17 protein-coding genes are annotated in these 19,619 nt (G+C 73.4%); 9 read left to right on the forward strand and 8 right to left on the reverse strand.

What is annotated here, in order from left to right; translation table 11 throughout:
- Positions 1-45: 45 nt before the first annotated feature.
- From ABD976_RS16065 to ABD976_RS16080, 4 genes are all read left to right on the forward strand, one after another.
- Positions 46-378: an ArsR/SmtB family transcription factor gene (locus tag ABD976_RS16065; RefSeq protein ID WP_345363842.1), complete on the forward strand. Its 333-nt coding sequence runs from the start codon at positions 46-48 to the stop codon at positions 376-378.
- Positions 375-1,472, forward strand: a complete 1,098-nt coding sequence (arsB, locus tag ABD976_RS16070) for an ACR3 family arsenite efflux transporter (RefSeq protein WP_345363844.1) — start codon at positions 375-377, stop codon at positions 1,470-1,472. The genes ABD976_RS16065 and arsB overlap by 4 nt, the downstream gene beginning before the upstream one ends.
- A complete protein-coding gene (locus tag ABD976_RS16075) occupies positions 1,469-1,867 on the forward strand; it encodes an arsenate reductase ArsC (protein WP_345363846.1) in 399 nt (132 codons plus the stop codon). The genes arsB and ABD976_RS16075 overlap by 4 nt, the downstream gene beginning before the upstream one ends.
- Before the next feature lie 151 nt (positions 1,868-2,018).
- The gene (locus ABD976_RS16080) at positions 2,019-3,026 is read left to right on the forward strand and encodes a LacI family DNA-binding transcriptional regulator (RefSeq protein WP_345363848.1); all 1,008 of its coding nucleotides are present in this window, start codon (positions 2,019-2,021) and stop codon (positions 3,024-3,026) included.
- 48 nt (positions 3,027-3,074) lie between these two features.
- On the opposite strand, the gene ABD976_RS16085 is transcribed toward ABD976_RS16080, so the two are convergent.
- From ABD976_RS16085 to rhaI, 3 genes are read right to left on the reverse strand one after another with little or no spacing between them, the layout of a single operon-like run.
- Positions 3,075-4,529, reverse strand: coding sequence for a rhamnulokinase (locus ABD976_RS16085; protein WP_345363850.1), 1,455 nt, complete (start codon positions 4,527-4,529; stop codon positions 3,075-3,077).
- A complete protein-coding gene (locus tag ABD976_RS16090) occupies positions 4,526-6,559 on the reverse strand; it encodes a bifunctional aldolase/short-chain dehydrogenase (RefSeq protein ID WP_345363852.1) in 2,034 nt (677 codons plus the stop codon). Before ABD976_RS16090 ends, ABD976_RS16085 begins: the two co-directional genes overlap by 4 nt.
- A gap of 44 nt (positions 6,560-6,603) precedes the next feature.
- On the reverse strand, positions 6,604-7,785 hold the full coding sequence (gene rhaI / locus ABD976_RS16095) for an L-rhamnose isomerase (protein ID WP_345363855.1): 1,182 nt from the start codon (positions 7,783-7,785) through the stop codon (positions 6,604-6,606).
- 331 nt (positions 7,786-8,116) lie between these two features.
- Between rhaI and ABD976_RS16100 the strand changes: the two genes are divergently transcribed.
- Genes ABD976_RS16100 through ABD976_RS16110 form a run of 3 tightly spaced genes read left to right on the forward strand, consistent with a single transcriptional unit; the run spans position 8,117 to position 12,927 of the window.
- Positions 8,117-9,394 carry an MFS transporter gene (locus ABD976_RS16100; protein ID WP_345363857.1) on the forward strand — a complete coding sequence of 426 codons (1,278 nt, stop codon included), beginning with the start codon at positions 8,117-8,119 and terminating at the stop codon, positions 9,392-9,394.
- Positions 9,395-9,454: 60 nt separating this feature from the next.
- Positions 9,455-12,031: a family 78 glycoside hydrolase catalytic domain gene (locus tag ABD976_RS16105; RefSeq protein WP_345363859.1), complete on the forward strand. Its 2,577-nt coding sequence runs from the start codon at positions 9,455-9,457 to the stop codon at positions 12,029-12,031.
- A gap of 56 nt (positions 12,032-12,087) precedes the next feature.
- A complete protein-coding gene (locus ABD976_RS16110) occupies positions 12,088-12,927 on the forward strand; it encodes an MBL fold metallo-hydrolase (protein WP_345363861.1) in 840 nt (279 codons plus the stop codon).
- A 10-nt stretch (positions 12,928-12,937) separates the two neighbouring features.
- Here the strand turns inward: ABD976_RS16110 and ABD976_RS16115 are convergent, their stop codons facing one another.
- The 3 genes from ABD976_RS16115 to ABD976_RS16125 all read right to left on the reverse strand — a co-directional run bounded on the left by ABD976_RS16115 (position 12,938) and on the right by ABD976_RS16125 (position 15,982).
- Positions 12,938-13,576: a potassium channel family protein gene (locus ABD976_RS16115; protein ID WP_345363863.1), complete on the reverse strand. Its 639-nt coding sequence runs from the start codon at positions 13,574-13,576 to the stop codon at positions 12,938-12,940.
- A 37-nt stretch (positions 13,577-13,613) separates the two neighbouring features.
- A complete protein-coding gene (locus ABD976_RS16120; protein WP_345363865.1) occupies positions 13,614-14,939 on the reverse strand; it encodes a TrkH family potassium uptake protein in 1,326 nt (441 codons plus the stop codon).
- Positions 14,940-15,217: 278 nt separating this feature from the next.
- Positions 15,218-15,982, reverse strand: coding sequence for an SDR family NAD(P)-dependent oxidoreductase (locus ABD976_RS16125; RefSeq protein ID WP_345363867.1), 765 nt, complete (start codon positions 15,980-15,982; stop codon positions 15,218-15,220).
- A 139-nt stretch (positions 15,983-16,121) separates the two neighbouring features.
- Between ABD976_RS16125 and ABD976_RS16130 the strand changes: the two genes are divergently transcribed.
- Entirely contained in the window at positions 16,122-16,709 is a 588-nt protein-coding gene (locus tag ABD976_RS16130; RefSeq protein WP_345363869.1) for a TetR/AcrR family transcriptional regulator, read from the forward strand.
- 37 nt (positions 16,710-16,746) lie between these two features.
- Here the strand turns inward: ABD976_RS16130 and ABD976_RS16135 are convergent, their stop codons facing one another.
- A complete protein-coding gene (locus ABD976_RS16135) occupies positions 16,747-17,370 on the reverse strand; it encodes a LysE family translocator (RefSeq protein ID WP_345363871.1) in 624 nt (207 codons plus the stop codon).
- A gap of 99 nt (positions 17,371-17,469) precedes the next feature.
- On the opposite strand from ABD976_RS16135, the gene ABD976_RS16140 reads away from it, so the two are divergent.
- Positions 17,470-17,955, forward strand: a complete 486-nt coding sequence (locus ABD976_RS16140; protein ID WP_345363873.1) for an Lrp/AsnC family transcriptional regulator — start codon at positions 17,470-17,472, stop codon at positions 17,953-17,955.
- Between the two features lie 76 nt (positions 17,956-18,031).
- On the opposite strand, the gene ABD976_RS16145 is transcribed toward ABD976_RS16140, so the two are convergent.
- Positions 18,032-19,585, reverse strand: coding sequence for an alpha/beta fold hydrolase (locus ABD976_RS16145; RefSeq protein WP_345363875.1), 1,554 nt, complete (start codon positions 19,583-19,585; stop codon positions 18,032-18,034).
- Between the last annotated feature and the right edge of the window lie 34 nt (positions 19,586-19,619).

Below are 19,619 nucleotides of genomic sequence, written 5' to 3' on the forward strand. Positions count from 1 at the left end.
GGACCCGAGGCTGTCCCACGCATCGACGTGTGTCAAATTAGATGCATGTCGAATGAGGGCTGCACGACGCGGCTGCTGTGCGAGCCGCTGAGCGCCGCGCGGGCCGAGGAGCTGGCGCCGGTGTTCAAGGCGATCGGCGATCCGGTCCGGTTGCGGTTGCTGTCGCTGATCGCCTGCCACGCCGGGGGCGAGGCCTGCGTGTGCGACCTGACCGGGGCCTTCGAGCTGTCCGGCCCGACGATCTCGCACCACCTCAAGGTGCTGCGCGAAGCCGGGCTGATCGAGGGCAGCCGCCGGGGCACCTGGATCTACTACCGCGTCCGCCCCGAGGCGCTGCGGCTGCTGGCCGACTCGCTCGCCCCGGCGGTGCCGGCATGACCCGGACCGCCGACGAGGCCGTCGTCGGGAAGCTCTCCGCGCTGGACCGCTTCCTGCCGCTGTGGATCGCGCTGGCGATGGTCGCCGGACTGCTGGCCGGGCGCTGGGTCCCCGGACTCGGTCCGGCGTTGGACGCCGTCGCGATCGACGGCATCTCGCTGCCGATCGCGCTCGGCCTGCTGGTGATGATGTACCCGGTGCTGGCCAAGGTCCGCTACGACCGGCTCGACGCGGTCACCGGCGACGCGCGGCTGCTGGTCTCCTCGCTGGTGCTGAACTGGATCGTCGGCCCGGCGCTGATGTTCGCGCTGGCGTGGGTGTTCCTGCCCGACCTGCCCGAGTACCGGACCGGCCTGATCATCGTCGGGCTGGCCCGCTGCATCGCCATGGTCGTCATCTGGAACGACCTGGCCTGCGGCGACCGGGAAGCGGCCGCCGTGCTGGTGGCGCTGAACTCGGTGTTCCAGGTGATCGCCTTCGCCGGGCTGGGCTGGTTCTACCTGTCGGTGCTGCCCGGGTGGCTCGGGCTGCCGCAGGTGGGCCTGGCGGTCTCGGCCTGGGGGATCGCCCAGAACGTGCTGATCTTCCTCGGGATCCCGCTGGTGGCCGGGTTCCTCACCCGCCGGCTCGGCGAGCGCACCAAGGGGCGGCGGTGGTACGAGGAGCGGTTCCTGCCGCGGATCGGCCCGCTGGCCCTGTACGGCCTGCTGTTCACCATCGTGGTGCTGTTCGCGCTGCAAGGCGGGGCGATCACCTCGCAGCCGCTGGACGTGGTCCGGATCGCGCTGCCGCTGCTGGTGTACTTCGTCGTGATGTGGGCAGGTTCCTTCGCCCTGGGCGCGGGGATCGGCCTCGGCTACGAGCGCAGCGCCACGCTGGCGTTCACCGCGGCGGGCAACAACTTCGAGCTCGCCATCGCGGTGGCCATCGCGACCTTCGGCGTCACCAGCGGGCAGGCGCTCGCCGGAGTCGTCGGCCCCCTGATCGAAGTCCCGGTGCTGGTGGGCCTGGTCTCCGTCTCCCTGGCCGCCCGCCGCCGCTTCCGCCCCTCCCGGCGCGCACCCCGCCCGGCGACCACCAGCGAGGAACCATGAGCCCCGTCCCCGAGGTCCTGTTCGTCTGCGTGCACAACGCGGGACGTTCCCAGATGGCCGCCGCCCTGCTCGCCCACCACGCCGGGGACCGGGTCGTCGTCCGCTCCGCCGGATCGGCGCCCGCCGGGTCCGTCAACCCGGCCGTCGTCGAGGTGATGGCCGAGCTCGGCCTCGACCTCTCCCGCGAGGTCCCCGCCGGGCTCAGCTCCGAGGCGGTCGACGCGGCCGACGTGGTGATCACCATGGGCTGCGGCGACGCCTGCCCGGTCTACCCCGGCAAGCGCTACCTGGACTGGCAGCTCGACGACCCGGCGGGCCGGACCGCCGCCGAGGTCCGCCCGATCCGCGACGAGATCGACCGGCGCGTCCGGGCCCTGCTCGCCGACCTCGGGTGACCACCCGGGGGTCCGCCGGGTGAGGCCGGACCGCGCTCGGCGCGCCGTCGGGAGGCCGGCCGGACGGTGCCGCCCGTCGTTCCGTGCGCTGGGACGACGGGCTCGTGCCGGTAGAGTGGCGACGGCAGCGTCGGCGCGGGAGGTTCGGAGCGTGGTCAGCGTCAGGGAGGTGGCCCGGGCCGCCGGCGTGTCGCTCGGGACCGTCTCCAACGTGCTCAACCGGCCCCACGTGGTCAGCGAGAGCACCCGGCTGCGGGTGCAGCACGCGATGACCGAACTCGGCTTCGTGCGCAACGAATCCGCCCGGCAACTGCGCGCGGGGCGCAGCAACACCATCGCCTACGTGGTGCTGGACGCGGCCAACCCGTTCTTCACCGACGTGGCGCGGGGCGCCGAGGGCGCCGCCGAGGCGGCGGACCTGTCGCTGTACCTGTGCAACAGCGACAACCGGCCGGACCGGGAGCTGTCCTACCTCACCCGCCTCGAGCAGCAGCGGGTCGCCGGCGTGCTGATCACGCCCGTCGACGCCGACCACCCTTCGCTGGACGAGATCCCGAGGCGCGGCACGCCGGTGGTCGTCGTGGACCGCACCCGCGCCGACCGCGCGCACTGCACGGTCGCGGTGGACGACGTGCTGGGCGGGGAGCTGGCCGCCGCGCACCTGCTCGACCTCGGCCACGAGCGGATCGCGTTCGTCGGCGGCCCGCACGTCCTGGGCCAGGTCCGCGACCGCTGCGCCGGTGCCGTCCGGGAGGTGGTGCGGGCCGGGCACCCGGCGGAGTCGGTGGTGCGGATCGACACCGCCTCGAACACCGTCGGCGGCGGGCGGCAGGCCGGTGCCCGGATCGCGGGGATGCGTTCGAGCCACCGGCCCACGGCGGCTTTCTGCGCCAACGACCTCGTCGCGCTCGGGCTGCTCCAGCAGTGCGTCGCGCTGGGCCTCGACGTGCCTGGTGACCTCGCCATCGTCGGCTACGACGACATCGAGTTCGCCGACGCGGCGGCCGTGCCGCTCACCTCGGTCCGCCAACCGCGGCACGAGCTGGGCCGCACCGCGGCCGCGCTGCTCATCGAGGAGGCGACCGATCCGGACCACGAGCACCAGCAGGTCCTGTTCACCCCCGAACTGGTGGCGCGGGCCTCGACCCGCCGCCGCTGAACCGGACCCGCCTCGCGTGGGACCGGCGGACCGGAGCGGGCCCGGTTTTCAGCCGACCAGCCGGGTTTCGGCTTCCTGCCAGGCGGTGTCGTCGGCGGCCGGTTCGTAGCGGGCGAGCCGGTGGGTGCGGCGGACCAGGTCGCGCAGCGCGAACCGGTCGCCGTCGAGCGCGCCCAGCGCCCGCGCCTGCACGAGCGCGTTGCCCACCGCCGCCGCCTCGACCGGGCCCGCCACGACCGGCAGGCCGCACGCGTCGGCGGTGAGCCGGCAGAGCAGTTCGTTGCGGGCGCCACCGCCGACCAGGTGCACGGTGCCGACCGCGCGGCCGGACAGCGCCACGGCCTCGCGGACGGTGCGGCGGTGGGCCAGCGCGAGGCTGTCCAGCACGCACCGCACGATCGCGGCCCGGGACCGGGGCGCGGGCTGGCCGAGCCGGACGCAGGCGGCGGCGATCCGCTCCGGCATGTCGCCGGGCGGGATGAAGGCCGGGTCGGCGGCGTCGACCACGGCGGCCAGCGGTGGTTCCCGGCGTGCTGCCACCAGCAGCTCCGCCAGGTCCGGGTTCCCCCAGTGCCGCAGGCATTCCTGCAACGGCCACAGCCCCATCACGTTGCGCAGGTAGCGGACCGTGCCGTCGATGCCCAGCTCGTTGGAGAAGTTCGCCGCCCGGCTCGCCTCGCCGCGCACCGGGGTGTCGAGCTCGACGCCCACCAGCGACCAGGTCCCGGTGGCGACGTAGGCGAACGCCGGGTCCGCGGCGGGCACCCCGGCGACCGCCGAGGCGGTGTCGTGCGAGCCCACCGCGACGAGCTCGACCGGTCCGCCCAGCCCGGTCTCGGCCAGCACGTGCGGGCTCAGGGGGCCGACCCGGGTGCCCGCCTCGACCAGCGGCGCGAACAACCCCGGGTCGATCCCGGCGCGCGCCATCAGGTCCCGGTCCCAGCACCGCCGCGCGGTGTCGAGCAGCCCGGTGGTGGAGGCGTTGCTGATCTCGGCGCGGCGGTGCCCGGTCAGCCAGTAGGCGAACAGGTCGGGCAGCAGCAGGAGGTGCCGCGCCGCCGCCAGCGCGGGTGTCCCGGTCGCCGCCGCGAGCTGGTAGATCGTGTTGAACGGGAGTACCTGCAACCCGGTCGCGGCGTAGAGCTCGGCGGCCGGGATCCGCTCGTGCAGCGCCTCGGCGACCCCGTCGGTGCGGGCGTCGCGGTAGTGCACCGGGTTGCCCAGCAGCGCCCCGGTGGTGTCGAGCAGCCCGTAGTCCACCGCCCACGTGTCGATGCCCGCGGCGTCCAGGTGCCCGGCCGCCCGCCCGGCGGCGCGCAGCCCTTCGAGGATCCCGCGGTAGAGCCCGAGCACGTCCCAGTGCAGCACGTCGCGCAGCCGCACCGGCCCGTTGGGGAACCGGTGCACCTCCTCGAGCTCCAACCGGTCCGGTGAGACCCGGCCGAGCACCACGCGCCCGCTGGCCGCCCCGAGGTCGACGGCCGCGACGTGGGCGGCGCTCATCGGAGGAACGCCGCTGCGACGCCGGAGTCGACCGGGACGTGCAGGCCCGTGGTCCGGGACAGCTCGCCCGCGGTGAGCGCGAACACCGCGTCGGCGACGTGCTCGGGCAGCACCTCGCGCTTGAGCAGCGTGCGCCGCGCGTAGAACGCGCCGAGCTCCTCCTCCGGCACCCCGTAGTGCGCCGCCCGGCTGGCGCCCCAGCCGCCCGCGAAGATGCCGGAGCCGCGCACGACGCCGTCCGGGTTGACGCCGTTGACCCGGATGCCGTGCTCGCCGAGCTCGGCCGCCAGCAACCGGACCTGGTGCGCCTGGTCGGCCTTGGTCGCGCCGTAGGCGAGGTTGTCGCTGCCGGCGAACACCGCGTTCTTGCTGCAGACGTAGACGACGTCGCCGCCCATCCGCTGCGCCAGCATCGTCCGGGCGGTCTCCCGCGCCACCAGGAACGACCCCTTCGCCATGACGTCGTGCTGCACCTCCCAGTCCCGGGCGGTGGTCTCCAGCAGCGGTTTGGCGATGGACAGGCCCGCGTTGTTGACCACCAGGTCGATCCCGCCGAAGGCGAGCACGGCCGCCGCCACCGCCCGGGAGACGGCGGACTCGTCGGCGACGTCGACGGCCACGCCGATCGCGGTGTCGCTCCCGCCGATCCCGGCGGCGACCTCGGCGGCCCGGTCCCGGTCGAGGTCGGCGACCACCACGCACGCGCCTTCCGCGGCCAACCGCTCCGCCACCGCGCGGCCGATGCCCGAGCCCGCGCCGGTGACGAAGGCGACCCGGGTGGCCAGCGGCTTCGGCGCGGGCCTGCGGCGGAGCTTGGCCTCCTCCAGCTCCCAGTACTCGATGCGGAACTTCTCGGACTCCTCGATCGGGGCGTAGCGGGAGACCGATTCCGCGCCGCGCATCACGTTGATGGCGTTGACGTAGAACTCCCCGGCGACCCGGGCGGTCTGCTTGTCCCGGCCGAAGCTGAACATGCCGACCCCGGGCACCAGCACGATCGCCGGATCCGCCCCGCGCATCGGCGGACTGGCCGGACCGGCGTGCCGCTCGTAGTAGGCGCGGTACTCCGCGCGGTAGGCGGTGTGCAGCTCGCCCAGCCGCTCCGCGACCTCCTCGGGCGAGGCCGTCGCGGGCAGGTCGACGACCAGCGGCCGCACCTTGGTGCGCAGGAAGTGGTCCGGGCAGGAGGTGCCCAGCGCGGCCAGCGGCGCCAGCTTCTCCCGGCTGAGGAAGTCGAGCACGTCGTCGGCGTCGACGTAGTGCCCCACCTGCGGCGCGTCGGTCGAGGCCAGGCCGCGCAGCAGCGGGAACAGCTCCGCCGCGCGCGCGTGGCGCTCCTCCCGCGGCAGCGGCTCGAACCCCGGGCGCACCGGCCCGAACGGCTCCGGATCACCGTGCTCGTCGAGGTGGCGCTGCGCCGTCCGGATGATCTCCAGCGAGTTCTGCTCGCACTCCTGCGAGGTCGCGCCCCACGCGGTGATCCCGTGCCCGCCGAGGACGACCCCGATGGCCTCGGGGTGGTCCGCCGCCACCGCCGCGATGTCCAGCCCGAGCTGGAAACCCGGGCGGCGCCACGGGATCCACGCCACCCGGCCGCCGAAGATCCGCTCGGTCAGCGCCGGCCCGTCGGCGGCGGTGGCGAGGGCGATCCCGGCGTCGGGGTGCAGGTGGTCGACGTGCGCGGCCTCGACCAGGCCGTGCATCGCGGTGTCGATCGACGGTGCCGCGCCGCCCTTGCCGTGCAGGCAGAAGTCGAACGCCGACACCATCTCGTCCTCGCGCGCCGGTCCGGGGTAGACCTCGACCAGCGCGCGCAACCGGTCCAACCGCAGCACCGCCAGCCCTTCCTCGGTGAGCGTGCCGAGGTCACCGCCGGAACCCTTGACCCACAGCAGCTCCACCGGTTCCCGGGTGACGGGGTCGGTCGCCGTCGCCTTCGCCGAGGTGTTGCCGCCCGCGTAGTTCGTGTTGCGGGGGTCGGAGCCGAGCCGGTGGGAGCGGGCGAGCAGGGAGTCGACAGCGCAGCGCATTCCTTCTCCGTTCTGGTGGCGTCGTGGTCCTCGCCGCGGGCCCGCTACGCGCCCCAGCCCGCTTGCCTGCCTCCCGCGCGTTCGGCGCTGAGGCGGTCGGCGTGACCGGAGCGGTGGTAGGCGGCGATGGGGTCGGGGGCGAGGCCGGCGTCCTCGCGGAGCGCGGCCAGGAGGGGGCGGACGTCGGTGTCGTAGGCGTCCATCAGGACGGCGTGGGCGCCCAGCACGTCACCGGACCGCTGCGCCTCGGCCAGCGCCGCGGTGTCGACCAGCAGCGCCTTCGCGGTGGCCTCCTGCACGTTCATCACCGAGCGGATCACCGCCGGGATCTTGGGCTCGACGTTGTGGCACTGGTCGAGCATGAACGCGATCCCGGAGTCCGGGCGCAGCGCGTCCGCCTGCACGATCTCGCAGAGGACGCGGAACAGCTGGAACGGGTCGGCGGCCCCGGCCATCAGGTCGTCGTCGGCGTAGAACCGGCTGTTGAAGTCGAACCCGCCGAGCTTGCCCAGGCGCAGCAGCACGGCGACGATGAACTCGATGTTGGTGTGCGGCGCGTGGTGCCCGGTGTCGATGACCACCCGCGCGCGGTCGCCGAGTTCGAGGCAGTGCGCGAACGCCGTCCCCCAGTCGGGCACATCGGTGGTGTAGAAGGCCGGCTCGAACAGCTTGTACTCCAGCAGCAGCCGCTGGTTCCCGCCGAGCCGGTCGCGGACTTCGCGCAGGGCTTCGGCGAGCCGGTCCTGGCGCCGCCGGATGCTGTCCTGGCCGGGGTAGTTCGTGCCGTCGGCGAACCAGAGCTTCAAGTCCCGCGACCCGGTGCCGTCCATGATGTCGACGCAGTCCAGCAGGTGCCGGACGGCCTTGCGCCGCACCGCCGGATCGGGGTGGCAGACGCTGCCCAACCGGTAGGCGTCGTCCTGGAACACGTTGGCGTTGACGGTGCCGATCCGGACGCCGCGCTCGGTGGCGTGGTCGGCCAGCGCCCCGTAGTCCTCGACGGCGTCCCAGGGGATGTGCAGCGCCACCGACGGCGCCGCGCCGGTGAAGCGGTGCACCGTCGCCGCGTCGTCGATCTTCTCGTGCACCGTGCGCGGCACGCCCGGTTGCGCGAAGACCTTGAACCTCGTGCCCGAGTTGGCGTAGCCCCAGGACGGCGTCTCGATGCGCAGACCGCTGAGCCCTTCGACGACGCGGGTGCGGGCGGCGGCGGGGACGTCGGTCATGTCTGGACTCCGTTTCCCGGCGCCGCGGCGCGGCCCGGACATCGTCGGCGGACCGCGGCCCGCCGCTGGAGGATTTGAAAGGTTTCATCGAGCGTAGGAACGGCACTGATCCCCGGTCAATGAGCCGTTCGGGGCGCGACCGTTCGGACTACAGCGCCTCTCGCATCCGAGATCGACGAGACGGGAGGCGAGGAGCGGATCGGTCTTGACTTGTGGTCGGGGTCACCCTACGGTCCGTTAAAACGGTTCAACTCGTGCAGTGCGACAGGCGCCGGAACCGGTGCTCGCGAGCCGCTCAGCTTCTCCTCCCTCGACGACGAAGGCGAGAAGGATGTCCGCCACCCCGCCGCCCGCCGCGGTGACCGCCAAGGACTGGTTCCGGTCCGGTGTCGCCGGAATGGCCTCGTACCTCGACGCCGCCGCGATCGTGTCCACCGGCATCGCCCTGGTGCTCTACCAGGAACCGCTGGGGCTCAGCGCCGGCCAGATCGGCGCGCTGTCGTCGATGCTGACGTTCGCGATCGCGGTGGGCGCCCTGGTCGGCGGTCGGCTCGGCGACCGGTACGGGCGCAGGCGGGTGTTCACGGTGACGATGGTCCTGCTCGTCACCGGTTCGGCGCTGCTCGCCGCGGCGCCGAACGCGACGTTCCTCTACGCGGGCATCCTGCTGGTCGGCTTCGCTTCGGGAGCCGACCTCCCGGTGTCCATCGCGCTCATCTCCGAGGAGGCGCCGGAGGGCGCCAAGGGCAAGCTGGTCGGCCTGTCCCAGGTGCTGTGGTACGGCGGCATCCTGGGCAGCCAGCTCATCGGCGTGCTCATCGGCGGGATGGGCGAACTCGGGGCGCGGATCATCTACGGGCACCTCGCGGTGGTCGCGCTGGTCGTGCTGGTGCTGCGGCTGCGGGTGCCCGAGTCCCGGCAGTGGATCGCCGAGCGCAGCGCCGCCGAGGAGGTGCCGAGCGCCGCGGGCAACGCCTCGGCCGTGCGGCGCCTGCTCGGCGACCGGCGCTACCTCCTGCCGTTCCTGGCGCTGGCGGGCTTCTACTGCCTGTCCAACGTGGCCGCCAACACCAAGGGCCAGTTCGGCACCTACATGTACGTCAACGCCGCGGGCAGCACGGTGCAGATCGCCTCGGCCCTCGGGCTGGCCGCCCAGATCGTCAGCGTGGGCTTGGCGATCGTGTTCATGCGGGTGGTCGACGGGCCGCGGCGGATGCGCTGGTACACCATCGGCGCCATCGGCTTCGTCGGGGAGTTCGCCCTGCCCGCGGTGTTCGGGGTGAGCATCTGGAGCCTCGCGCTGGGCAACCTCGTCGGCACGCTGGGCCTGGCCTTCGCGTTCGAGGCGATCTACAAGGTGTGGACGCAGGAGAAGTTCCCGACCCTGTTGCGGTCCACCGCGCAGGGCACGACGATCGCACTGGCCCGGGTGCTGGCCGCGGTGGTGGCGCTGTGGACGCCGCTGCTGGTGGAGATCGGCCCCGAGTTCCTGTTCGCCAGCCTGGCCGTGCTGGTCGCGATCTCGATGGGATTCGGCTACGCGATCGACCGGATGCGCGGCAGGCGCGCGGAAGGGACACCGTCGGCCGGGGCGGTCGAAACGCGCTGATGCCGTCAGCGCCCGTTCGCCGACCCGTCGCACAACAGGACCGCAGAATCGGAGGGTTCCGTGCCACCTGGCGAATCCGTCACCGTCACCGCTCCCACCGCGGAGCACCACCGGGAGGCCTTCGGGATCGGGACGGGCCGCCCGCGCCTGTCGTGGACGGTGGACGCCGAGCAGCCGGACTGGCGGCAGCGCGCCTACGAGATCGAGGTGCGAGCCGCGGACGGCGAGCCGGCGACCGGCGGGCGCGTCGACAGCGACGAGTCGGTGCTGGTGCCGTGGCCGGTGGCGCCGTTGGACTCCCGCGAGAGGCGCGAGGTCCGGGTCCGGGTGTGGGGCCGCGACGGTTCGGCGTCCGGCTGGAGCCCGCCGTTGGTGGTCGAAGCGGGGCTGCTGCGCGCGGCGGACTGGACGGCCCGGATGGTGGGGCCGCAGCCGGAGGCCGGGGACCCCGAGCGGCCGGTGCTGGTGCGGGGCGCGCTGCACCTGCCCGCGGCACCGCGCCGGGCCCGGCTGCACGCCACCGCGCACGGCCTGTACGAGGCGTGGATCAACGGCGCCGCGGTGGGCGACCAGGTGCTCGCCCCGGGGTGGACGAGCTACCACCGCCGCCTGCGCTACCAGACCTACGACGTCACCGGGCTGCTGCGCGAGGGCGAGAACGCGATCGGCGCCTGGCTCGCCGAGGGCTGGTACCGGGGTCGGCTCGGTTTCCACGGAGGTACGAGGGAGATCTACGGGCCGGACATCGGATTCCTCGGCCAGCTGGAGGTGGAGTGCGCCGACGGCAGCGCGGTCCGCTCCGGAACGGACGGTTCCTGGTGCTGGTACCCGAGTCCCGCGCTGTCGGCGAGCCTCTACGACGGTGAGTCCTACGACGCGCGGCAGGAGGTGCCGGGCTGGTCGGAGCCGGGCCTGGACACCGCCGGGTGGCGCCCGGTCCGGGTCCTCCAGCGCGACCCGGCCACGCTGGTGGCACCGCTGGGACCGCCGGTGCGGCGGGTCGAGGAGGTCCGGCCGGCGGCGATCAGCACCACCGAGGACGGCCGCGCGCTGCTGGACTTCGGGCAGAACCTGGTGGGACGGCTGCGGGTCCACGCCCCGCATCGCGCCGACCTGGTGCTGCGGCACGCGGAGGTCCTCCAGGACGGCGAGCTGTGCACCCGGCCGCTGCGCCGCGCCGAGGCCACCGATCGCTGCCTCCCGGACGGCGAGTGGGAGCCGCGCTTCACCTTCCACGGCTTCCGCTACGCCGAGATCACCGGCTGGCCGGGCACGCCGTCGCGCGATGAGGTGGCCGCGCAGGTGCTGCACACCGACATGCGCCGCACCGGCTGGTTCGAGACCTCGGACCCGTTGCTGAACCGGTTGCACGACAACGTCGTCTGGAGCATGCGCGGCAACTTCCTCGACCTGCCCACGGATTGCCCGCAGCGCGACGAGCGGCTCGGCTGGACCGGCGACATCCAGGTGTTCGCACCCACGGCGAGCTTCCTGTTCGACTGCGCCGGGCTGCTCACCTCGTGGCTGGCCGACCTGGCCGCCGAGCAGCACGCCGACGGCACCGTTCCGTTCATCGTCCCGACGATCCCGGCACCGGGGTGGACCCCGCCGTGGGCGGCGGCGGTGTGGGGCGACGTCGCGGTGCTGACCCCGTGGACGCTGCACGAGCGGTTCGGCGACCGGGGTGTGCTCGCCGCGCAGTACCCCTCGGCCCGGGCGTGGGTGGAACTCGTGCACTCCCAGCTCGACGAGGACGGCCTGTGGCGGCGGGGCAAGCAGCTCGGCGACTGGCTCGATCCGGCCGCGCCGCCGGAGGACCCGTTCCAGGCGCGCACCGATCCGCACCTGGTGGCTTCGGCCTACTTCGCCCGTTCAGCCGGCGTGCTCGCGCGGACGGCGGCGGAGCTCGGCGAGGACGCCGACCGCGACCGCTACGCGGCGATGGCGCGGCGGGCCCGCGCGGCGTTCGCCGCGGTGCACGTGGGCGAGGACGGCGCGCTGAGCTCCGACACGCAGGCGGCCTACGCGCTGGCGCTGCACTTCGGCCTGCTCCCGACCGCCGAGCTGCGGGCTGCCGCGGCCCGTCGCCTGCGGGATCTGGTGGTCGCCGCCGACCACACCATCGCCACCGGGTTCGCGGGCACCCCGGTGATCTGCGACGCCCTCGCCGACAACGGCTACCCGGAGACCGCCTACCGGCTGCTGCTGGGGCAGCGGTGCCCGTCCTGGCTGTACCCGGTCGTCCAGGGCGCCACCACGATCTGGGAGCGGTGGGACAGCCTGCTGCCCGACGGCAGCGTCAACCCGGGTGAGATGACCTCGTTCAACCACTACGCGCTCGGCGCGGTCGCCGACTGGCTGCACCGGCGGGTCGCGGGCCTGGCCCCGGCCGCACCGGGCTACCGGCGGCTGCGGGTCGCGCCGCTGCCCGGCGGTGGCCTCACCAGCGCCCGCGCCCGGCACCTGACGCCCTACGGCCCCGCCGAGGTCGCCTGGCGGCGCGCGGGCGAGGAGCTGCACGTGGACGTGGTCGTCCCGCCGGGTACGACCGCCGAGGTGGCGCTGCCCGGGACGGCCCCGGCCGAGCTCGGCAGCGGCTCCCACCGCGTCACCGCCCCGTGGCGGGTGGTCGGCTGAGGCGGCATGGGCGGCCGGGCAGTGGGGTACCTGCCCGGGGGAGGGAGGGAGCCGCCATGGCCATCGAGCTGCCGAGCGCCGCGGACGTCGACTTCGACGAGGGCGAGCTGTACTTCGTGGGCAACGCCACGACGGTGATCCGCTACGGGGGGTTCTCCGTGCTGACCGATCCGGCGTTCCTCCACGCCGGGGAGCACGTGCACCTGGGGCACGGCGCGTACGCGCGGCGGGAGGTCGAACCGGCGTGCCAGGTCGCCGACCTGCCGCCGGTGGACCTGGTGGTCCTGTCGCACCACCACGGCGACCACTTCGACGACGTGGCGGCCCGGGAGCTCGACCACGAACTGCCGATCATCACCAACGACCACGCCGTGCGGTTGTTGCGCGAGCAGGGGTTCCACCGCGGTCACGCGCTGGACACCTGGGAGGCGCAGGACGTGGTCCGCGGGGACGCGCGCCTGCGGGTGACGTCGATGCCCGGCAAGCACGCGCCCGACCACGTGGCGGGGCTGCTCCCACCGGTGATGGGCAGCATGCTGGACTTCTACCAGGGCGAAGCGCACCGGTTCCGCCTCTACATCACCGGCGACACGCTGCTGCACGAGCGCCTGCACGACATCCCGCGCTGGTACCCCGACGTCGACTTGGCCTTGGTGCACGCCGGCGGCACGACGCTGCTCGGCACGGTGGTGACCATGACGGGGGAGCAGGCCGTGCGCTGCGTGGAGATCATCGGGCCCCGGACCGCGGTCCCGATCCACTACAACGACTTCTCGGTCTTCCGGTCCGGGTTGGACGAGCTCAAGGCCGCCGCGGCGGAGTCGTCGGCGACCACCGAGTTCCACTACGTCGCCCACGGCGACCGGTACCGGTTCCGGCCCGAGCCGCTCAGGTGAGGTCGGCCGATCAGGTGAGGTCGGCGAAGAGCTCGACGTCGCGGGCGCGGCCCGCGGCGATGAGGATGTCGCCCGGTTCGAGCACGGTGTCCTGGGTGGCGGTGGTGAACCCCGCGCCGGGGCGCTTGATGGCCACCACGGTGACGCCGTAGCGGCTGCGGATCCGGGTCTCGCCGAGTGGCCGGTTCACCGCCATCGCCGGGGTCCGGGTCTTGACCAGCGCGTAGTCGTCCTCGAACTCGATGTAGTCCAGCATCCGCCCGGTGACCAGGTGCGCGACCCGCTCGCCCATGTCGTGCTCGGGCAGCACCACCCGGGTGGCGCCCACGCGTTCGAGGATGCGCCCGTGCTGGCGGCTGACGGCCTTGGCCCAGATGTGCGGGATGGCGAACTCGGCCAGCAGCGAGGTCGTGAGGATGCTGGCCTCCAGGTCGTCGCCGATGGCCACCACGGCGCGGTCGAAGTCGGGCACGTCGAGCTGGCGCAGCGCTTCGACGTCGGTGGTGTCGGCCACGGCGGCGTGCGTCACCGAATCGGCGAACCGCTGCACCAGGTGCGGCCGGGCGTCCAGGGCCAGCACCTCGGTGCCGCGTTCGACGAGTTCCAGCGCGAGCGAACCGCCGAACCGGCCGAGGCCGATCACGACCACCCGGGCGGGGCCTTCGCGGTGACGGGAGGGAGTGCGGTCAGCCGACAATGGGGCGCTCCTCGGGCAGGTCGTAGCGACGGCCGCGTTCGCGGAGGGCGAGCGCGGAGGCGAAGGTGATCGGTCCGATCCGGCCGACGAACATCAGCACGACGAGCAGGATCTGGGCCGCGGCGGGCAGTTCCGGGGTGATGCCGGTGGACAGCCCCACGGTGGCGAAGGCCGAGACCGCCTCGAACAGCACGTCGTCGAGCTTGAACGGGGTCATGACCAGCAGCGCCAGGGTGGCGGCCAGCACCAGGCCGACCCCGGCCAGCACCACGGTGAGCGCCTGGCGGTGGACCTCGGGCGGCAGCTTGCGGCCGAGCACGTGCACGTGCGGTTCACCGCGGATCTCGGCGAGCATCACGAAGGCCAGCAGCGCGAACGTGGTGACCTTGATGCCGCCCGCGGTTCCGGCGCTGCCGCCGCCGATGAACATCAGCACGTCGCTCATCAGCAGGCTGGCGGGCTGCATCGCACCCACGTCCAGCACGTTGAACCCGGAGGTGCGCGGGCTCATGCCCTGGACGAACCCGGCCAGCAGCTTGCCGCCCACGCCGTGTGGGCCGAGGGTGGCGGGGTTGTCCCACTCGAAACCGATGATCGCGACCGGCCCGACGACCGACAGCGCGGCGTAGGCGCCCAGGGTGATGCGGATGTGCAGCGACCAGCGCCGCTGCTGGCGCCGCAGGTGCCGGACGAGTTCGAACAGCACCGGGAAGCCCAGCCCGCCGAGCACGAAGGCGGCCACGATCGGCAGGCAGATCCAGGGGTCGGTGGCGAAGCCCATCAGGCTGTCCGAGTACAGCACGAAACCGGCGTTGTTGAACGCCGACACCGCGTGGAAGATCCCGAGGTAGACGGCCGATCCGAAGGGCTCGTCGTACCCGGTGGCGAACCGCGCGGTCAGCAGCACGGCCGTGACCGCTTCCACCAGCAGGCTCAGCGCGATGACGCCGAGCACGACGCGGCGGACGTCCCCGAGGCCGAGGGTCTTGGTCTCGGCCTGGGCGCTGCGCTGCATCCGCAGCCCCAGCCGCCGGGTGACCAGCAGTCCCAGCAGGGAGGCGAAGGTCATGATGCCGAACCCGCCCACCTGGAACAGCCCGAGCAGCACCAGCTCCCCGAAGGTCGACCAGTGCGTCGGCGTGTCGACGACGAACAGGCCGGTGACGGTCACGGCCGAGGTCGAGGTGAACAGCGCGGACACCCAGGAGGTCGCCTCGCCCGACTCGCTGGAGACCGGCAGCATCAGCAGCACCGTGCCGATCGCGATGGCCAGCCCGAAGCCGGCGGCGACCACGCGCGCCGGCTGCCGCAGCACCGAGGGCTGCTTCCGCACCGCTCGACCCGTGCGCGCCGCGTCGGTGCGCACCCCCCGTTCCCGCACTCCGGCCCCTTCGATCCCCCGAGACGTCCGCCAAAGACACCGAGCCGGGAAACTACTCCCCGGGGCGGACCGTCGCCGCGAAGGGTGGCCAGAACCTCCCCTGTCGTGGTGAGCCCGACCAGCGTGCTCACCGCCAGTGCGCGGCTGATCCCCGACGGTCAGGCGTCAGTGTGCCGGACCGCCGGGGATTCGGCAGGGCTCGTGCCGGGAGATCAGACCGCGGACCAGCCGTTGTCCACCGGCAGGATGACGCCGTTGATGTTGCTGGCGGCGTCGGAGGCGAGGAAGACGATCGCGGCGGCCTGCTCCTCGGCTTCGGACACGCGGCCGATGTTGCCGCCGTAGCCCATGACCACGCCCGGCCCGTGGGCCTCGGCGTCGATGTCGACGGAGATGCCGGTGGCGGTGCCGCCCGGGGCGATCGCGTTGGACCGGACGCCCTTGTCCCGGTACATCACCGCGAGCGACTTGGTGAGCCCCGCGACGCCGTGCTTGGTGGCGGTGTAGGCGGCCCCGGCCGCGCTGCCCCGCAGCGCCGCTTCGGAGGCGGTGTTGACGATCGCACCGCGCCCCGCGGCCAGCATGTGCGGCAGCACGGCGCGGGCCAGCAGGAACGGCGCGGTCAGGTTGACCCGCACCAGCCGCTCCCACTCGGCATCGGTGACGTCGGCCGCCGCGGCGAAGCTGTCCATGATGCCGGCGTTGTTGACCAGCACGTCCACCGTCCCGAAGCGCTCGACCGCGGTCGCGACGACCTCGTCCACCACGGGCTGCTCGCTCAGGTCGCCGACCACGGTGGTGGCGGTGCCGCCCGCCGCGCGGATCTCCTGCTCGACGGCCGCGGCGCCCTCGCCGTTGAGGTCGGCGATCAGCACCCGCGCCCCTTCCGCGGCGAACCGCAGGGCGGCGGCGCGGCCGATGCCCGATCCGGCGCCGGTGACGATCGCGGTGCGGCCTTCCAGACCGGTGGGGCTCATCGGATGCTCCTTCGCATCGGGCCCGGCGCGGGCCGGGCGTCCTCGACGTTTCAGGCACAGTGTGCCAGATACTTCCGGGGGGATGCGGATCACGGGGTCCTAGGATGGGGCGGTCCCAGTGCCGGAGGAGGGAGTTGCGGTGTCGGCGAAGCGTCCCGGACGTCCACCGCTGACCGAAGGGCGCAAGGCCGAGATCCGCCGCGACATCGCCCGCGCGGCCGTGCGGCTGTTCACCACCCGAGGGGTCGCCGCGACCTCCGCCGAGGAGATCGCGTCCGAGGCCGGGGTGTCCCTGCGCACGCTGTGGCGGTACTTCCCCGGCGCGGGCAAGGAGAACTGCGTGCGCCCGCTGCTGAGCACCGGCATCGAGGAGGTCGCCCGGGCGCTGGCCGGGTGGAGCCCCGACGAGGACCTGCCCGAGGCGCTGGAGCGCCTGCCGCGCCCGGAACTGGCCGACGTGGACACCATGCTGGACCTGGTGCGGCTGACCCGCACCGAGCCCGGCGTGCGCGCGGTGTGGCTGCGGGCGCACCAGGACGCCGAGCCGGTGTTCGCCGCCGGGATCGCCGAGCGGTCCGGCCGCGACCCCGGCGACCTCGACGTCAAGGTGGAGGCCGCCGTGGTCAACGCCGCGATGCGGGTGGCCGTCGAGCACAGCGCCGACCAGGTATCCCCGGACCTGTGGGGCGCGCTGCGCACCGCGCTGCGCGCCACCACCCGGCGCTGAGCGCTCGCGCGGCGCTCCTTGGTTCGAGGAGCGCCGGTCACAGCCCTCCGAAGAGGGTCACGGCGCCCAGGCCGCCGAGGGCGATCCCGGCTCCCGCGTCGATGGCCGAGCGCACCGACGTCCGTGCCAGTGCCGTGCTCAAGAAGCCGAGCGCCGTGACGTACAGGGTCCACCAGGCCGCCGCGCACAGCACGACCACCGCGCCCATCAGGAGCGTCTGGGCGAACACCGGCGTGCCCGCGGTCAGGAACTGCGGCATGAAGGTGAGGTAGAAGACCAGGGCCTTGGGGTTGAGCACGTTGTTGAGGAAGCCCTGGATCATCGGCGATCGCGTGCCGCGCGGCGACTGGACGTCGGTGTCGGGCCCCTGTCGTCGTCGCCACGCCGAGACCATCATCATGCCGCCGAGCACCACCAGGTAGGTGCCGCCCAGGACGCGCAGGACCACGAGCATGGTGGCGTTGGCGGCCACGACCGCCGCGAGTCCGCCCGCCGTCACCAGCGTCAGGAACGCCAGCCCACCGCAGATGCCCACCGCAGTGCGGTACGCCTGGCGTCGATCGCCGGTCGCGGCGTTGCGGGTGACCACGACGAAGTCGGGGCCGGGCACCACCAGCATCAGCAGGGTGGTCGCGATGAAGACGGGCAGGTGCGCGATCATGGACGTCCCCAGTCGGTGAATTGAGCAGCACCGGAAATCTGAGCACAGTTTCGTCGTGTGAGCGCTTTTTTGGCTACCTTCCCGGGTAGAATTCGGCCGATGTCCTCCTCGGCCAAATTGGATCCGGTCGACCTGCGGATCCTCGCGGCATTGCAGAAGAACGCCCGACTGCCCAACAAGGAACTGGCCGCCGCGGTCGGCATCGCCGCGTCCACCTGCCTGGACCGGGTCAACAGGCTCCGCGAGGCGGGGGTCATCCTCGGCTACGGCATCAGGGTCGCCCCGGACAAGCTCGGCCGGCCGCTCCAGGCCCTGCTCCACATCCGGGTGCAGCCCCACCGGCGACCACTGGTCGAGCCCTTCGTCGAGCACGTCCTGTCCCAACCGGAGACCCGCGAGCTCTACCACCTCACCGGACCGGACGACTTCCTCGTGCACGTCGCCGCGGAGAACGCCGAGGCCCTGCAACGTCTCGTCCTCGACGAACTCACCGCCCGCGACGAGGTCGCCCTCGTGCACACCAACCTCATCTTCCAGCGCTGGGACGGCGGCCCGCTGCTACCGCCTCCCGAGTCCGGGCAGTGACCCGCCGGGACCGCAGCGAGCGGGGATCCGAGGTTCGGAGAACGCGAGGGCGCCGGGCGGCCCGCCGGGTGGGCCGTCAGCCCAGGGGCACCGACAGGTGGGACGGGTCGTCCGCCGGGGAGGTGAACGTCAGGTCGGCGCCGTGCGGGTTGTGCTCGGCGTAGAGCGGGTCGACGGTGTCGACGGCCAGCACGAGGCGGTGCCCGGCGGGCACGTCGTAGGCGGTCGAGAACAGCTCCAGGTCCACGGTGAACGGTTCGCCCGGGGTCCGGTGGTGGAACGTGTGCGGGGCGTGGGTGATCAGCCGGCCGGTGCCGAGCGGTCCGACGTCGTACAGGTAGGCGACGAAGGTCCCGCTGGGGGCGTCGCTGGTGACCGTGGTGCGCAGCACCGGCGTGCCCCGGACCGGCCGCGGTTCGGCGGCGGGTGCGGATTCCCAGACGGCGGTGTGCGCGGGCGGCAGCAGCGGCACCGGTACGACCGGGGGAAGCCGCACGAACTGGTCCAGCGCCCCGGTGAGCAGCACGACCCCGCCGTTGGCGCCCGAGTCGACGTTGGCGGCGATCCCTTCGGTGCCGCCGAGGGGCATCTCGTGGCGCCGCGCGCCGACCGCGTCCCAGTCCGGGTAGGACTCGTAGTCCCCGGTGGAGCGGGACTTGATCCGCACCGGCTGCTCCTCGCCGACGCCGTTGTCCGCGCCCTTGAGGTGGTGGTCGAGCCAGCGGTGCGCGCTGGTCCAGGTGTCGTTGGGCAATCCGAGCAGCCCGGTCAGCTCACCGGTGGCGTGGTCGCCGGGCCGGAATTCGAGGCGCTTGGGCACGGTGAGCCGCTCGAAGAACTCCGCGTACTGGTTGGGCGGGAAGAAGCTGTCGCCCCAGGCGTTGCCGAGCATGATCGCCGCGCCGCCGCGGTTGATCGCGTCCACGAAGGTCGCGGGCGAGCGGCTGCGGCCCCACTCGACCAGCTCCTGCTCCCGGGAGAGGTCCGAGCTGAGGAAGCCCTCCAGGATGTCGCGCAGCTCGTCGCTGGGCCGCCCGGTGAGCTCGCCCGAGCCGGCCAGCAGCCCGGCGACCTGCAGGTGCTGGGTGCGTCCGCTGTAGATCGAGTCCACCAGGTCGGCCCAACCGCTGAGCGCGACCACGGCGTCGACGCGCTCGTCGAAGGCGGCGGCCAGCAGCCCGATGCCCGCGCCGTAGGACACCCCGGCGACGCCCACCCGCTCGCCGTCGGCGCGGGTGTGGGCCAGCGCCCAGTCGATGACCCGCGAGGTGTCGGCGATGTCCGGTGGCCCCGCCACCTCGATCCGCCCGCCGGACTGCCAGAAGCCGCGGACGTTGTAGCTGACCACGACGTATCCGCTGTCGGCGAGCCGCTGCGCCTGCGCCAGGTACTCCACCTGCGGGACCGCCCAGCTCGTCGGCAGCACCAGCAGCGGGTGGCTGCCGCCCCCGGCCGGGGACACGACGTTGGCCTTGAGCACGACGCCGTCGTGGCCCTCGATGTCGACGAACCGGACGGTGGAGCGGTGCGCCCCGACGTCCTCGGCGGCTGCGGTGGGCGCCGGGCCGACCCCGGCGCCCACCAGCAGAGCGGCGGCGAGCGCTCCGACGATGGCGCGCGACTGTCCCATGACGACTCCTCGCTCCGGCTTCGTTGCACGAGCG

This window comes from Saccharopolyspora cebuensis (assembly GCF_039542665.1).
GTDB lineage: Bacteria > Actinomycetota > Actinomycetes > Mycobacteriales > Pseudonocardiaceae > Saccharopolyspora > Saccharopolyspora cebuensis.